This is a genomic window from Acinetobacter sp. ANC 4648, from assembly GCF_002135345.1.
GTDB lineage: Bacteria > Pseudomonadota > Gammaproteobacteria > Pseudomonadales > Moraxellaceae > Acinetobacter.
In genome coordinates, this window is sequence record NZ_NEGI01000009.1 from 1 (window position 1) to 15,667 (window position 15,667).

Genomic DNA, 15,667 nt, shown 5'->3' on the forward strand with positions numbered 1-15,667 from the left:
TAACTTATTTTCTAATAAATCATTTTTTAATCAAACTTTAAAATCTCATTCAGAAATCTTAACAACTCAATCAACTTATTGATTTATCAGAGGTTTTGTTTAACATCACCGCCGATGGATACGCATTATAGGGGAAAAAATTTCCTACGCAACCCCTTTCTTTAATTAATTTATTCAAATGGTGGTTTATTGGTCGATAAAACATAAAAACCATCACATTTATATAAAATTTAATCTATTTATATTTGTTTTTATTCATTAGAATACTTTTATTCATTTTCTCAACATAATAAACATTGAAATGGCATATCGAATAAATAGAAAGATTTTCTGTTTGGGAATTTTACTTTGTATAAGCAATCTATCTCTTGCCAACTCTTCGCACAATTTTTATGTGACTACACTTTCAATATTAAGTTATGCAAAATTTTCAAATCCCAATCCATCTTTCTGTGTTATCGACAATCCAAATATTGCCAATCAGTTTACATTTTTTGCACAACAAAATAATTACAACCTAATTACTCACTCAATTAATGCCGATGAACTTCGATCTACATATTGTGATGTTGTTTTTTTTACCAGCACCCCTCCCAACACTCAGCAACAGCTGTTAAATAAATCTTTAAATAAATCCATTTTATCATTCAGCACCAATAATAATGAATGTGAGATTGGAAGTTCTTTTTGTTTATTCACCTCTAAAAATGGTAATACGCTATTTAGAGTCAACTTGGACAGCTTAGCCCACTCCAAAATTCATATTGATCCTCGTGTTTTACTTTTAGCAAAAAGCTCGGAGTAAGGCATGATTAACACTCTATATAAGTCAACCTCACTCCAAGTCCTGTTTCGTAAATCTCAATTTACGATATTTGCCATTACTTTTCTAATCTGCACATTCACTTTTGCAACCATTTCTGTTTTCACCGTAGAATCTTATGCAAAACAAAACTTACTTTTAATTAGTCGAACTGTATCCGAACGAATTCAACCCGCCTTAGTTTTTAAAGATCAAATCGCTCTATCACAGATTATTAATGAATACACCCATCAACACTCAATTCGACTCATTGAAGTCTATGATGATCAAGGCCAATTGATTTCCGAAAGTATTAAAAATATTGAACAATATTCTGCTCTGCAAAATATTTTTGACCATATTTTTTTAAAGCAAGCTATCCGACTTCCCGTTCAACACAATGGTCGTGTTGTTGGTGAAGTGGTGCTATATGGTAGTTCTACTGATATTATGATGTTTATCATCAAAATTTTTGCTGGATTAATCATCGGAATGCTGTTTATGATTTTGGCGCTCTGGTGGTCAGTTAATTCCACCTATCGCCACATCATGCAATCCATTTCACCAATTGTTCAAATTGCACAATTACTGAGTAGCCAAAAAGCCTACAATTTACGCTTCCCCAACAATGATATTAAAGAATTTAATCACCTCAACACCGTATTTAATCAACTACTCGATGAAATCCAGTCATGGCATACGCACCTGCAAAACGAAAACAACCAATTATCCTATCAAGTTCAACACGACCACTTAACTGGCTTAGCCAATCGTAATTATTTTTATCAAATCATATGCCAACTCTTTGACGATTCAAAGCAACGGCATCAATCGGCACTACTATTTATAGATAATAATAATTTTAAAGCCATTAACGATCAATACGGCCATCTAGTCGGTGATGAAGTTTTAAAAGAAATGGCCATTCGCCTCAAAAATAATATCCGCCAAGAAGACTTTGTAGCGCGTTTAGGTGGTGATGAATTTGCCATTATCCTTAATTCAGTGAGCACAATTGAAAATGTCATCGCCATTGCTCAAAATTTATTAAAATGCTGTGAAACACCATTAATTTACAAAGCTCAAGACATTCACTTTAGCTTTAGCTTGGGAATTGCGCTATCTTCTAAAGCATCAAATCCTGAAGATTTTATTTCCCAAGCAGACCAAGCAATGTATAAAGCTAAATCATTAAAACAGCATTGGTTTATATTTCACTCTTAACCCCTTAGGAATTCATTATGAACCTGAGTAAAAGACTTAAAGTATCCATTCTCGCAATATTTTGTTTTGCCCTATCCGGATGCTTAAGCTTTGGCTCCTTAAGCCACAAACAAGTTCGCATACTAAAAAAAGAAGGTTTCGTACTCACAGATGAAGGCTGGAGCTTAGGTTTACCCGAACGATTACTGTTTGACTTCAATGCAGCGGAAATTAAACCATCACACGAATCTGAGCTGGTGCGGCTTGCAGAGCAGCTCAAAAAATACAACTTAAATAAAGTTAAAATTGTAGGCCATACCGATAATGTGGGCAATCCAGAATATAATTTAAAACTTTCAGAACAACGCGCACAAACCGTCGCAGTAATTTTCTTAAAACATGGCTTTGCTCATCAAAATGTATTCGCTTCCGGTAAAGGCTCAACCCAACCTGTCGAAATAAATGATAGCGAAGAACATCGTGCTGCCAATAGACGGGTCGCTGTTATTATTATTCCTTAAATATTTTTAGCATTTATTAACTTAAAAAGATCTCTTAATAGAGGTCTTTTTATTATCAATCCATTTTATTATCAAATTGTAGACATAAAAAAACCGCATCTAAGCGGATTGTTTATATTTAAGTAAATACTTAAATTGGTCGGAGCAGTAGGATTCGAACCTACGACCCCCTGGTCCCAAACCAGGTGCGCTACCAAACTGCGCCATGCTCCGATCTTCTGTGAATTGGGGTGGATGAAGGGGCTCGAACCCTCGACAACCGGAATCACAATCCGGGGCTCTACCAACTGAGCTACAACCACCATCACATATTTGGCTCTACAATATCAAGCAACCAATTGGTGCGCCTGACAGGACTCGAACCTGTGACCATCCGCTTAGAAGGCGGATGCTCTATCCAACTGAGCTACAGGCGCATAACCGATGATACTAATATCACGATACCTCGCCTTGAAGAATTGGTCGGAGCAGTAGGATTCGAACCTACGACCCCCTGGTCCCAAACCAGGTGCGCTACCAAACTGCGCCATGCTCCGATTCATCTCAGCTTTCGTATCACACATCGTGTGGTACGGTGTGCATTCTAGGCGCGACGCCCGAAGACGTCAACACCTATCTTGAAAAAAAGTTAAAAAAACAAATTGAATGTATACTTATCAAGCATTTCAGACATTTTTTATACAAAATTAGCGTTTTAAGCTCGCACTAAAGTTCAACATACGATCCAAAGGTAATTTAGCTCGTTCAGCCAGTGCCGAATCAACGAATATTTCTTGATCAGATTTTTGCAACACATCTAAAATACCATCTAATTCATTCATCGCCATCCACGGGCAATGCGCACATGAACGACATGTTGCCCCTTCACCTGCAGTGGGTGCTTCAATTAACTTCTTATGCGGTACCGCTTGTTGCATTTTATAGAAAATCCCCCGATCGGTCGCAACAATGAGTGTGTCATGTGGCAAAGTCTGTGCGGCTTTAATCAGTTGTGAGGTACTTCCCACCGCATCTGCAACATCGATTACTGCTTCAGGTGATTCAGGATGTACCAATACTGCTGCATTTGGATACAACGCCTTCATATTAGTAATGCCACGCGCACGGAATTCTTCATGCACAATACAGGCACCATCCCATAACAACATTTCAGCACCTGTTTTCTTTTGAATATAGCGACCTAAATGCTGATCTGGTGCCCAAATAATTTTTTCACCTAAACTATCCAAATGCTCGATAATTTCAACGGCACAGCTTGAAGTCACCACCCAATCCGCACGTGCTTTGACTGCTGCTGAGGTATTGGCATAGACCACAACGGTATGGTCAGGATGCGCATCACAAAATGCAGCGAACTCATCTACAGGGCAACCCAAATCTAAAGAACAAGTTGCTTCTAAAGTCGGCATCAAAATAGTCTTTTCAGGGGACAATATTTTTGCGGTTTCCCCCATAAACTTAACTCCAGCAACCACCAATGTCGATGCTGCATGATCACGCCCAAAACGTGCCATTTCTAAAGAGTCAGAAACACAGCCACCTGTTGCTTCTGCAAGTTCTTGTACATCAGGATCACAATAATAATGTGCCACTAGGACAGCGTTTCGTTGCTGCAATTCCGCTTTAATTTGAGCAAATTTCTGTTTTTTTGCTTCAGGACTCAAACTAGTATCCTTAGGCTCACCTAAACGATCTAAATGTGCTGTGACAATCGATTTTGCTTCATTGGCAATTAAATTGGTCGCATCATTCATAAAAGCTCTTCTCTATCCATATCGCTTGCTATCTAGCTTGCTTTTTTTACGTTGTGAAGCTATTCCTAGATTCACCGCTAAAGTTTCCATGACAAAAAAGCCTCTCAACGGAGGCTTTTTTGAATCTTAATTACGACCGATAGTCTGCATTAATCTTGACATAATCATATGAAAGGTCACAGGTATAGACTGTATCTTTGGCCTGCCCTCGACCTAAATCAACACGAATGGTGATTTCAGGCTGAGACATGATACGAGCACCCGCCTCTTCCGTATAATCTGCGGCAGCTCCACCATCTTTACAGATCTGCACATCATCTAACCAAACTTGAATTTTTTCAACATCTAATTTTTTGACACCGGCATAACCAATCGCAGCTAAAATCCGACCCCAATTTGGATCAGATGCAAAAAATGCCGTTTTAACTAAGGGTGAATGAGCAATACTATAGGCAATGTCACAACATTCCTGCGTATCATTACCGCCCTCTACTGCAACCGTAATAAATTTAGTCGCTCCCTCACCATCACGTACTATCAGTTGCGCCAATCGCATCATTACACGCGTTAAAACTTCTAAAACAACGCTATAGCGAGCATCGTCAGTTGAACTAATTTCAACACCACCCGCTAAACCAGTTGCTGCAAAAATACAGGAATCATTGGTCGATGTATCGCCATCAATCGTAATACGGTTAAAAGATTGTTCTACCGTAGTTTTTAATAATTGTTGTACCACAACACGGCTCATCGGTACATCTGTAGCAACAAAGCTAAGCATAGTCGCCATATTCGGACGAATCATGCCAGCACCTTTAGAAATACCCGTCATGCTATAGGTGATGCCATCTAGCTGAAACTGCTCAGAAGCACCTTTCGGTGTCGTATCTGTGGTCATAATACCTGTTGCCGCATCTACCCAGGCACTCTCTTGCAAGCTATTTAAAGCTGGCTGTAGTCCACTGAGTAATCGCGGCATCGGTAATTGCTCACCAATCACACCTGTTGAAAAAGGTAAAACTTCAAAAGGTTTAACTTGAGCAATGTCAGCCATTTTTAAACACGTTTGTTGAGCATTTTCCATACCCAACTTGCCTGTTCCAGCATTGGCATTCCCCGTATTAATCACTAAATAGCGAGGATTCCCTATTTCAAGATGCTGTTTAGAAATATGCACTGGCGCAGCACAGAATGCATTTTGAGTAAACACACCTGCAACCTGAGTACCCTGAACAAACTCAAAAACTACTAAATCACGTCGATTTGGGTAACGAACATACGCCTCTGCTGAGCCAATTTTTACCCCTTGTACCACATGCATATGTGGCATAGTCACGTCACCAACAGTCATTTTAAAATGTCCAAAATGATTAAAAATAAAAACACAGCTTATTAGAAATACTCACAAAAATCGAGCGTAATAAAGGACTCATCTATTTTTACAATTATTTTTAGCGTTTTATAAATAAAAAAACCAGTTATCTGAATAACTGGTTGAGCTTATATTGACTGGTGAGCTTTATGGAGCCGCTGCGGCAGTTGTATTTTCTAACAATGCCAATTTAACTTTTTCTTGACTCGCAGCAGATAATGCAGGGTTTGTAGCAACCACTCGATTCACTGTAGATGGTGTAACCGCAGCAATCGCAGCTGTTTTTAGAATAATTGCACGACCACCAGTATTGCCTAGAGTATAACGAATGCCTGTACGTGGACTAATTACGGTAGTTGAATCATTTTTAACTTCAGCTTGAGCCGTTGTTACACCAGTTGCAGCCTGAACATTTGCAACTGTGGTCGCTTGAGGAGCGGTATCTGCAAAGGCCAATACGGGTAAAGTTACCGTTGCCACACATAAAGCTTTTAATAATTTTTTCATTGTCTTTTCCAAAAACAGTACTCTTGTGCAAGTAAATACCATTTACCGATCATTTCTGCAATGCCTATTCATAGTGCAGCCCCCCTCATTAAATATTCTTTACAAAAAAAAGCAGAACTCACGTTCTGCTTTTTAAATTAGTAAATTTTAAATCTTACCGTGGCACTGCTTATATTTTAAACCCGAACCACATGGACAAGCTGCGTTTCGACTTTCTGGCGGGGAAAATACTGCCTTTGAAAGGTCTGGCTCAACATTGACCTGATTGGCCAAGATTGCACCCGTCAAGCCGTCCACTTCATCATGTGCAAAAGACAAATGCATTGATTCTGCTTGCGCCTGTTGCTGTGCTTCCATTTCCGCTAATTCTTCAGCAGTTGGCACATGCACGCGAGAAAGATCAGTTACAACATCTGACTTAATCACACCCAACATACTAACAAATAAGTTAAATGCTTCCTTCTTATATTCTTGCTCAGGATTCTTTTGTGCATAACCACGTAAATGAATACCTTGACGTAAATAATCCATGGCAGCCAAATGGTCTTTCCAATGACGATCTAAAGCACCTAACATGAAGTGACGTTCTAAAGTCGCAGCAGACTCAGGCCCCATTTGCTCACGACGACTACGATAACGTGTGATAATTTCATCACTAATACGTTCAACCAAAGCTTCTTCATCTAAGCGACGGTCTTCTTCTAACCATTGATTAACAGGAAGATCTACACCTAAATCAATACGCAAAGCATTTTCTAGACCGTCAATATCCCATTGATCATGAATCGACTCAGGTGGAATATAATTTTCGATCAAGCCTTTCATCACTTCACGATGCATTTCTTCAATATAATCTTGAAGTGAGCTTTCTTCTAAAACTTCATCACGTTGCGAGTAAATAATCTTACGCTGTTCATTATTGACATCATCGTATTTCAATAAGTTTTTACGAATATCAAAGTTACGCGCTTCAACTTTACGTTGTGCATTTTCGATCGAACGAGATACCATTTTGTGTTCAATAGCTTCATCTTCTTGCAACCCCATAGCACGCATCATTGCGACCACACGATCACCTGCGAAAATACGCATTAAATCATCTTCAAGTGACAAGAAGAAACGGGATACACCTGGATCACCTTGACGACCAGAACGGCCACGTAGCTGGTTATCAATACGTCGCGATTCATGACGTTCAGAACCGATGATATGTAAACCACCAGAACTGAGCACCATTTCATTCTGCTTTTCCCATTCTGCTTTTAAACGCGCTTCATCGTCAGCAGTATGGTTTTCAATTTTGGCCAATTTTGCTTTCCAGTTACCACCCAGCAAAATATCGGTACCACGACCAGCCATATTCGTAGCAATAGTGACAGCATTTGGCGAACCCGCTTGTGCAATAATATCGGCTTCACGCTCATGTTGCTTAGCATTGAGAACTTCATGGGTAATACCCGCATCACGAAGTTTATCCGACAAAATTTCACTGGCTTCAATCGTAGCCGTACCAATTAAAATTGGCGCAACACCCGCTTCATGAATTTTTTGAATTTCTTGAATAATGGCATTGTATTTACCATTACGATTTAAATAAATTAAATCATTTTGGTCATTACGAATCATTGGACGATGTGTCGGAATAAGTACCACATCTAAACCATAAATCTCTTTCATTTCCGCAGCTTCAGTATCAGCAGTACCAGTCATACCTGAAAGCTTTTTATATAGACGGAAATAGTTCTGGAAAGTTGTAGTTGCAAGCGTTTGATTTTCAGGTTGAATTTCTAAACCTTCTTTTGCTTCCACAGCTTGATGCAAACCTTCAGACCAACGACGACCTGGCATCGTACGACCTGTATTTTCATCAACAATAATGACTTCACCATCAGCAATGATGTACTGAACATTACGTTGATATAAATAATGAGCGCGAATGGCTGCTGTGACATGATGAACCAGATTTAAGTTAGCAGCGGAATAAAGACTTTCACCCTCAGCCAACAGACCCATCTGAATCAATTCATCTTCTACAGTTTCAAAACCAACTTCAGTCATTTCAACGGAACGTTGTTTTTCATCGATCCAGAAATGTCCACCATCAGCAACTTTTTCTTCTTTCTGTGCATGAAGTTTAGGGGGAATACTGTTAATAGCAGTATATAACTGTGATGAATCTTCACTTTGACCTGAAATAATCAACGGGGTACGTGCTTCATCAATTAAGATCGAATCGACCTCATCAATAATGGCATAGCTTAAACCACGTTGTTTCTTCTCTGCCATGGAAAAAACCATGTTGTCGCGCAAATAATCAAAACCAAATTCATTATTGGTTCCGTACGTAATATCTGAACGATAAGCTTCAGCTTTCTCGTGAGGTGATTGCATTGAATAAATCACGCCAACACTCAAGCCTAAAAACTCATACAATGGACGATTTAACTCAGCATCACGTTGTGCCAAATAATCGTTCACGGTAATTACGTGTACGCCTTGTTCACTGATCGCATTAAGATAGACGGCTAAAGTACCCATTAGGGTTTTACCTTCACCAGTACGCATTTCAGCGATCTTACCTTCATGTAAGGTAATACCACCAATCAACTGAACGTCATAATGGCGCATCCCCATAATGCGCTTACCTGCTTCACGGCACACCGCAAATGCTTCAGGCATCAATTGATCAAGACTTTCGCCTTTTTTATATCGTTGTTTGAATTCTTCGGTCTTCGCAGATAACTCTTCATCGCTTAAGGCAGATATTGTCGGCTCGAGCGCATTGATCTTCTCGACAATTTTACGCATTCGCTTAAGTTCGCGATCGTTTTTAGTACCGAAGATTCCTCCGATCAGGCTTGCCAACATATAAACTCTCTAAATCTTACTTATCAAAATAAATTTTTTCTCAGACGTTATTATGGTGCTAGAAATTTGAAGTACAAGGGTTTTCAACAAAACCAAGTAAAAAATTCTGACTGTGAGATCTAGCACTTAGAGTCTAAGGCGCATTAATGTAGCAAATTTGATCTATCTATACATAGAAGATTCATCAGATTGCTAAAAATATTTTTCAATCTAACCTTTCTCTTATATCGAAATTTTGTATAAACAAATAGAAAAATACTGTTTTTAAATCTAAAAAAAATAAGTGATAGTCATTTCAACATACTAAATATTAAAAATTACACATCAAAACTTTGAGGACTACATATCATGACACTCCATCTAGGCGACACCGCACCTAATTTTGATCAAGAATCAAGTACTGGGATCATTAATTTTTATAATTTTTTAGGTGATAGTTGGGGCATTCTATTTTCCCACCCTGCGGACTACACCCCAGTCTGTACCACTGAATTGGGCTACACAGCCAAGCTCAACGATGAATTTAAACAACGGGGCGTAAAGGTCATTGCGCTCTCTGTAGATGATGTCAACTCTCATCTAGGCTGGATTAATGATATAGATGAAACGCAAGGGACTCAGGTCAACTTTCCAATCCTTGCAGACCAAGATCGTAAAGTTTCAACACTGTATGATTTCATTCATCCCAACGCTAGCGCAACAGCGACGGTACGCTCTTTAGTCATTATTGATCCAGATAAAAAAATACGCCTAATTATTACTTATCCAGCATCAACTGGACGTAATTTTAATGAAATTTTGCGAGTGATTGATTCCCTGCAACTCACTGACCAATATAAAGTTGCAACGCCTGCCAACTGGCAGCAAGGTCAAGATGTCATTATTGTGCCATCTCTTCAAGATGAAGCTGAATTAAAGGAGCGCTTCCCGAAAGGATATACAGTGATCAAGCCTTATCTACGGTTAACACCTCAACCGAATCATCATTAAAATAAAGAAACTCGTATTAAAATTATACTCACAACTGCCCACCTTTGGATGGGCTTTTTATTTAAACCATTTACATAACATTATAAAAACAAGATTGGTCTTTCATTCCATTTAGGTTATAAATCCAACGATTACTTTTAAACTAAAAATAAACACAAACATGATCTATAAAGTTCATCATTTGCACTGTGGCACCATGTGTCCAATCTGTGCACCGCTCTTTGGGCAAAAGGGTTTTAAAGCAGAAATTATTTGCCATTGCCTCCTCATTGAAACAGACCAAGGCTTAGTTTTGGTTGATACTGGCTTAGGCATTCAAGATTATTTACGCCCTAAACAGCGCTTAGGTTCAATGATTGCGAATATTGGTGCAATCGTATCTGATCTAAATTTAACTGCTATTGCTCAAATTCAACAATTGGGCTTTAAACCGTCCGATGTCAAACATATTCTAATCAGCCATTTAGACTTTGATCATGCAGGTGGAATTTCAGACTTCCCGAATGCCACGATTCATATTTTATCGACAGAATTTAATGCCGCTCAATCGTTGTCGTTTCAGAGTAAACTTCGCTATCGGACACAACAATTTAAGAATCATCGCTACTGGAATTTTATTGAACCACAACAAGGTGAAACCTGGTTTAATTTTTCCAGAGTACAAGCATTTAAACTGTTTAATGATGAAATCCTGATGATTCCTCTGTTCGGACATACCGCAGGGCATTGTGGAATAGCGATTAAACAGCAAAATAATTGGCTGTTATTTTGTGGAGATGCTTATTATTCCCATCTTGAACTTAATCCCCAGAACAAATTACCCAGTTTAGAAATCACGGAACGACTTTTGGCTTTTGATAACCTTAAACGTATTCAAAGCCTCAATGATATTCAACAACTTGCTCAGACTGAACCTCAAATTGAAATCATCTGTGCACATGACCCTATTGAATTAAAACGATATCAAATATGAAAAACAATCTACTTGTAGTAATGATCATAACGAGTATCCTCTTCACAGGATGTATGACCACAGCTGCACTACCACCTGAACAGCGCCCACACAACTGGGGACAGCTCATTGATCAACCCCATAACTTCTATAAAATTAGCAATACCGTTTTTCGTAGTGAACAACCTGATGCTGCTATGTTTTCTCAACTGCAACAGCAGAATATTGATATTGTAATTAATTTACGCCATCGGGATAAAGATCAAACCATCTTTTCCAACCAGCCAATTCAACTGGTTCATATTCCCATCAATACGTGGGCGATCAATCGACAAGATCTGCTTAAAGTCATGCAAACGATTCAAGCAGCCCAAAAAAACCAGCATAGAGTTTTAGTCCATTGCTACCATGGTTCAGACCGAACAGGAGCAAGTATTGCTATGTACCGCATTATTTTTGAAAACTGGAGCACAGCAGATGCGTTGAATGAAATGAAACATGGTGGTTACGGCTTTCATTCAATTTGGGGCAATATTGAAAATTTATTTAGCCCTGAAAATATAAGATGGATTCGTGAGCAACTCACGAATCCATCTTAAAAAACCATGTTAGACCCATTAACGCTGATCTAAAGGTACCCAATCCATCACCCAAGCAGATTTCAATCCAAGGCTGACATCTGTGGTGATTTTTTTACGTGCAGCATCTGCACTATCGCGATCTTTTGACGGACCAACCATAATACGGATCCCTTTTGAAGTCTGACTTCTAGTAACTTTATAGCCTTTAGCGCGTAATTTTGAAGCCAGTGCATCTGCATTTGCTTCATTTGCAGCCAGTGCAACCTGAACCATCCATTGCTTATCACCATTTTCAAGTAAAGTACGTGCTTTTTCAGCCTCAGCCTTTTTCTTAGCTTCTTCTTGAACTTTATGCTTTTTGTCCTCAGCAGCCTTTTTATCCGCCTCTGCTTTTTTCCTCTCGACTTCAGCCTGTGCCACTTCAGCTTTCTTTTTTGCCTCTTCTTGAGCTTTTAGTTTCTTCTCTTCAGCCGCTTTTTTATCAGCCTCTGCTTTTTTCTCTATTTCAGCATCTTTTCGCTTCTGCTCAGCTAACTTTTTTTCAACTTCCAGCTTTTGCTTCTGCTCAATTAACTTTTTTTCAATTTCAGCCTTTTGCTTCTGTTGGGTCTGTTGCTGTTCAAGCTTCTTCTGATCTGCAGCATTTAGTTTCGCTTTGGTTTTTTCATCTTGCACCAACTCAGGTGGAATATCTGTCCCCTCTTGAGCCGTAGCACCTCGTCGTGCATTCATTGCTGCATATTCCTCTGCAGCCTTACGTGCAGCATCGGCTTCTGCTTGTTGTTGCATGCGTAAAAAATCTGCCGCTTTCGCCTCTTGTTCGGCAACCGCTTTTTCACGTGAACGTTTTTGTTCTTCAAGCAAACGTTTTTCAGTAGCAACATCGACAGTTAAAGGTTGCAACTGCACAGCCTCACCAATAAATGAAGCTTTATTTTGTTGCTGTACCTGTTCCGTAGGTGTTATCTGGGTTTGCTTTTGATGTATTTCTTCTTTGCCTTTTAGAAGTAAAGCCGCCAATAAAACACCACCACCTAATAAAACAACTCCGCCCATCCAACGTTGTTTGTTATTCATTGACATTCTTCTAAATACTCCCAGACCGCTTCTAAAGTATGAAACGAACCACACACCAAAATCAGCTGATTATTTTTTGTTTCTTGCAGCGCTGATTGGAATGCAACTTGTACATTTTGAAATTGTTGAACTGATTGATCCTGCAACGCCACTTGTAATTGTTGCATTGGGGCTGCTCGAGGCACGGTTAATGGTGCAACTTTCCAGAGTGACACTGTATTTTTCAATAATTTAACCACAGCATCGATGTCTTTATCGACCAACATGGAAAATACGGTAACCACTTCTGTGTACTGTTTATTGTATTTTAAGAAGTTTCGCAATTGCTTTAACAAAAAATCAACACCATGTGGATTATGTCCCGCATCAAAAATCACGGTTCTATCCACTATTTGCCGAATTTCAAAGCGCCCTGCTAATTTTGCAGCTTGAACACCTTGGGCAATAGCCGCTTGTGAAACAGTTAAGCCGCTGACCAAAATGGCCGCAACCGCAGTCGAAATATTCTCTATCGCTAAAGTACCCAGCGGTAATTTTAAGGTAGTACCCGAAGTCGCAAAATTCCAAGTCAGCCCATCTTGGGCATATTCATAAAAATAATCACGATTAACCACATATAACTTAGCATTACATTGTTCTACTTTGACTTGAATGGCCTGTGGTAAATCCTGTACCCCCGCAAAAACAACAGGAATATTTTGACGAATAATTCCAGCTTTTTCAAAAGCAATTTTTTCGATGCTATCGCCTAACCAATCAGTATGATCTAAACCAATATTAGTAATCACAGCAACATCTGGATTCACCACATTGACCACATCTAAACGGCCACCTAAGCCAACTTCAAGTACCCAAACATCACATTGTTGTTGTTTAAAAATCACCAAAGCTGCAAGTGTTGTCGCTTCAAAAAATGAAAGAGATAAATCACAAGCACGGCGTGCTTGATCAACTTGAACAAAAGCATTTACTAAAATTTGATCATCAACTTCTATGCCTGAAAGTTTGATCCGTTCGTTGAATTTATAGATATGGGGCGATTGGTATAAACCCACTTTATAGCCCTGTGCATTTAAAATAGCAGCAAGTGTGGTTGTTGTTGAACCCTTACCATTGGTTCCTGCAACCGTTAAAACTTTGGCATTAGGTTGTGTAACACCCAATTTTTCAGCCACAGGAATGACTCGTTCTAAACCAAGATCAATCCCTGTAACGTGAACATGGCTCCAATAATCGAGCCATGTTTGTAAATCATCAGTGTCTAGTGGTGCAGTGTGGTTCAAGGCAAATTCATCAACTTAGCTACAATACGATATACAGTATCACGTAATGCATGACGATGGACAATTTGGTCGATTACACCATGATCAAGCAAATACTCAGCGCGTTGGAATGGTTCTTCCAATTTTTCACGCACAGTTTGCTCAATTACACGTTTACCAGCAAATCCAATCATCGCTTTCGGTTCTGCAATATGAACATCACCTAACATTGCCAATGATGCCGTTACACCACCATAAACAGGATGAGTGAGAACAACAATATAAGGCAGGTGAGCATCTTTCATTCTTTGAATCACCGCAGATGTACGTGCCATTTGCATTAAAGACAACATGCCTTCTTGCATACGTGCACCACCGGAAGCAGCAAAACAAATCAATGGCTGTTTGGTAGCAATCGCTTTTTCAGCAGCTTGTATAAAACGATCACCCACCACTGTACCCATCGATCCAGCCATGAAATCAAATTCAAAAGCACAAGCGACTAAGGGAATTCCTTTCAGTACACCTTGCATCACTACTAATGCTTCAGTCTCACCCGTTTTTTCCTGTGCTTCTTTGATACGCTCAGGATATGGTCGACTATCGACAAAATGTAGTGGATCTTTAACCACAAATTCTTGACCGAGTTCGTGTTGTACTTGATCTAAAAACCAATTCAAACGATCACGGGCTTTCATACGCAAATGTTCGTCACATTGTGGACAAACATAAGCATTGAAAGACATTGCGGTACGAGTCACTAAAGCATGACATTCAGGGCACTCAATGGTTGGCTCGGTAAATGTTGCCTTGAGTGTCTGTTGTTGATCTGGCATATGAATGCCTGGAATCGAACGATCCGTCCACGGTGTGATAGGACTCAGAACTTTCCCTGATTTCACTTCTTGATTCATACTAACTCATCGAGCGCTGCTCGAAGCTCCTTGACTTTATTTACCGCAGATTCCACGGCCTGTTCTGGTGCTAAGTTTGCAAATGGCTTAACAAACGCACTTCCGACAATGACTGCATCGGCAACACGACCGACTGCTTTCGCAGAGGCTGCATCACTAATCCCGAAACCAACACCCACAGGGATATCAGTATACGATTTGATTTTTTCAATACGTGCTGCGACTTCATCCGTATCTAAAGTTGCAGCTCCCGTTACCCCCTTAAGCGACACGTAATAAATAAAGCCACTGGCTTGCTTCACAACGTGCTGAATACGATGGTCGGTTGAAGTTGGTGCAAGTAAAAAGATTTGATCCATATCATATTTTTTTAATACAACATCTAAATCTTTAGCTTCTTCTGGAGGTAAATCCACCAACAACAAGCCATCTACACCACACTCTTTAGCCACTGATACAAACTTTTCATAACCAATCACTTCTACTGGGTTTAAATAGCCCATAAGAACGACAGGTGTCGTTGTATCTTTTTGACGAAATTCTTTCACCATATTCAATGCATCAAGCGTATTGGTTCCTGCAGCTAAAGCACGCTCTGCAGCAAGTGCAATCACGGGACCATCAGCCATTGGGTCAGAAAATGGCAACCCAAGTTCCAGTACATCTACACCCGCTTCAACCATTTGATGCAACAAAGGTACAGTAACCTGTGGTTGAGGATCACCCGCCATAACATAAGAAACCAAAGCCTTACGCTGTTGAGATTTAAGCTGTGCAAATCGAGTGACTAAACGTGACATAGGGGGTACATTCCTTGGATTGTTAAAACTTGAGGAGTTGGTTCTGTATAAATACAAGTCCTGC

14 protein-coding genes and 4 tRNA genes are annotated in these 15,667 nt (G+C 39.5%); 6 read left to right on the forward strand and 12 right to left on the reverse strand.

Features of this window, described 5'->3' with window-relative positions:
* The first annotated feature begins 301 nt into the window (after nucleotides 1–301).
* Genes B9T27_RS13655 through B9T27_RS13665 form a run of 3 tightly spaced genes read left to right on the forward strand, consistent with a single transcriptional unit; the run spans nucleotide 302 to nucleotide 2,526 of the window.
* Nucleotides 302–805, forward strand: coding sequence for a YfiR family protein (locus tag B9T27_RS13655; protein ID WP_086207364.1), 504 nt, complete (start codon nucleotides 302–304; stop codon nucleotides 803–805).
* A gap of 3 nt (nucleotides 806–808) precedes the next feature.
* Nucleotides 809–2,026 carry a diguanylate cyclase domain-containing protein gene (locus B9T27_RS13660; RefSeq protein ID WP_086207365.1) on the forward strand — a complete coding sequence of 406 codons (1,218 nt, stop codon included), beginning with the start codon at nucleotides 809–811 and terminating at the stop codon, nucleotides 2,024–2,026.
* Nucleotides 2,027–2,043: 17 nt separating this feature from the next.
* Complete coding sequence (locus B9T27_RS13665) at nucleotides 2,044–2,526, forward strand: OmpA family protein (RefSeq protein ID WP_086207366.1); 483 nt, start codon at nucleotides 2,044–2,046, stop codon at nucleotides 2,524–2,526.
* A gap of 136 nt (nucleotides 2,527–2,662) precedes the next feature.
* Here B9T27_RS13665 and B9T27_RS13670 read toward each other — a convergent pair.
* The 8 genes from B9T27_RS13670 to secA form a co-directional block, all read right to left on the reverse strand.
* A tRNA-Pro gene (locus B9T27_RS13670) sits at nucleotides 2,663–2,739 on the reverse strand.
* 13 nt (nucleotides 2,740–2,752) lie between these two features.
* Nucleotides 2,753–2,828 (reverse strand) — tRNA-His (locus tag B9T27_RS13675).
* A 37-nt stretch (nucleotides 2,829–2,865) separates the two neighbouring features.
* Nucleotides 2,866–2,942 (reverse strand) — tRNA-Arg (locus B9T27_RS13680).
* A gap of 43 nt (nucleotides 2,943–2,985) precedes the next feature.
* Nucleotides 2,986–3,062: transfer RNA gene (locus tag B9T27_RS13685), tRNA-Pro, on the reverse strand.
* A gap of 150 nt (nucleotides 3,063–3,212) precedes the next feature.
* Complete coding sequence (gene nadA, locus B9T27_RS13690) at nucleotides 3,213–4,280, reverse strand: quinolinate synthase NadA (RefSeq protein ID WP_086207367.1); 1,068 nt, start codon at nucleotides 4,278–4,280, stop codon at nucleotides 3,213–3,215.
* 130 nt (nucleotides 4,281–4,410) lie between these two features.
* A complete protein-coding gene (gene argJ / locus B9T27_RS13695; RefSeq protein WP_086207368.1) occupies nucleotides 4,411–5,631 on the reverse strand; it encodes a bifunctional glutamate N-acetyltransferase/amino-acid acetyltransferase ArgJ in 1,221 nt (406 codons plus the stop codon).
* A gap of 168 nt (nucleotides 5,632–5,799) precedes the next feature.
* Entirely contained in the window at nucleotides 5,800–6,159 is a 360-nt protein-coding gene (locus B9T27_RS13700; protein ID WP_086207369.1) for a hypothetical protein, read from the reverse strand.
* Between the two features lie 147 nt (nucleotides 6,160–6,306).
* Nucleotides 6,307–9,027: a preprotein translocase subunit SecA gene (gene secA, locus B9T27_RS13705; protein ID WP_086207370.1), complete on the reverse strand. Its 2,721-nt coding sequence runs from the start codon at nucleotides 9,025–9,027 to the stop codon at nucleotides 6,307–6,309.
* Nucleotides 9,028–9,375: 348 nt separating this feature from the next.
* Between secA and B9T27_RS13710 the strand changes: the two genes are divergently transcribed.
* From B9T27_RS13710 to B9T27_RS13720, 3 genes are all read left to right on the forward strand, one after another.
* On the forward strand, nucleotides 9,376–10,017 hold the full coding sequence (locus B9T27_RS13710) for a peroxiredoxin (protein ID WP_086207371.1): 642 nt from the start codon (nucleotides 9,376–9,378) through the stop codon (nucleotides 10,015–10,017).
* Nucleotides 10,018–10,177: 160 nt separating this feature from the next.
* Nucleotides 10,178–10,990, forward strand: coding sequence for an MBL fold metallo-hydrolase (locus B9T27_RS13715; protein WP_086207372.1), 813 nt, complete (start codon nucleotides 10,178–10,180; stop codon nucleotides 10,988–10,990).
* Nucleotides 10,987–11,568 (forward strand): dual specificity protein phosphatase family protein, encoded by a 582-nt coding sequence (locus tag B9T27_RS13720; protein ID WP_086207373.1) that lies wholly within the window; start codon nucleotides 10,987–10,989, stop codon nucleotides 11,566–11,568. Before B9T27_RS13715 ends, B9T27_RS13720 begins: the two co-directional genes overlap by 4 nt.
* 18 nt (nucleotides 11,569–11,586) lie before the next feature.
* Here the strand turns inward: B9T27_RS13720 and B9T27_RS13725 are convergent, their stop codons facing one another.
* Genes B9T27_RS13725 through trpA form a run of 4 tightly spaced genes read right to left on the reverse strand, consistent with a single transcriptional unit; the run spans nucleotide 11,587 to nucleotide 15,603 of the window.
* Entirely contained in the window at nucleotides 11,587–12,633 is a 1,047-nt protein-coding gene (locus tag B9T27_RS13725) for an SPOR domain-containing protein (RefSeq protein WP_086207374.1), read from the reverse strand.
* A complete protein-coding gene (gene folC / locus B9T27_RS13730) occupies nucleotides 12,624–13,910 on the reverse strand; it encodes a bifunctional tetrahydrofolate synthase/dihydrofolate synthase (protein ID WP_086207375.1) in 1,287 nt (428 codons plus the stop codon). Before folC ends, B9T27_RS13725 begins: the two co-directional genes overlap by 10 nt.
* Nucleotides 13,907–14,803, reverse strand: coding sequence for an acetyl-CoA carboxylase, carboxyltransferase subunit beta (gene accD / locus B9T27_RS13735; protein ID WP_086207376.1), 897 nt, complete (start codon nucleotides 14,801–14,803; stop codon nucleotides 13,907–13,909). The genes folC and accD overlap by 4 nt, the downstream gene beginning before the upstream one ends.
* Complete coding sequence (trpA, locus tag B9T27_RS13740; protein ID WP_086207377.1) at nucleotides 14,800–15,603, reverse strand: tryptophan synthase subunit alpha; 804 nt, start codon at nucleotides 15,601–15,603, stop codon at nucleotides 14,800–14,802. The genes accD and trpA overlap by 4 nt, the downstream gene beginning before the upstream one ends.
* Nucleotides 15,604–15,667 lie beyond the last annotated feature (64 nt).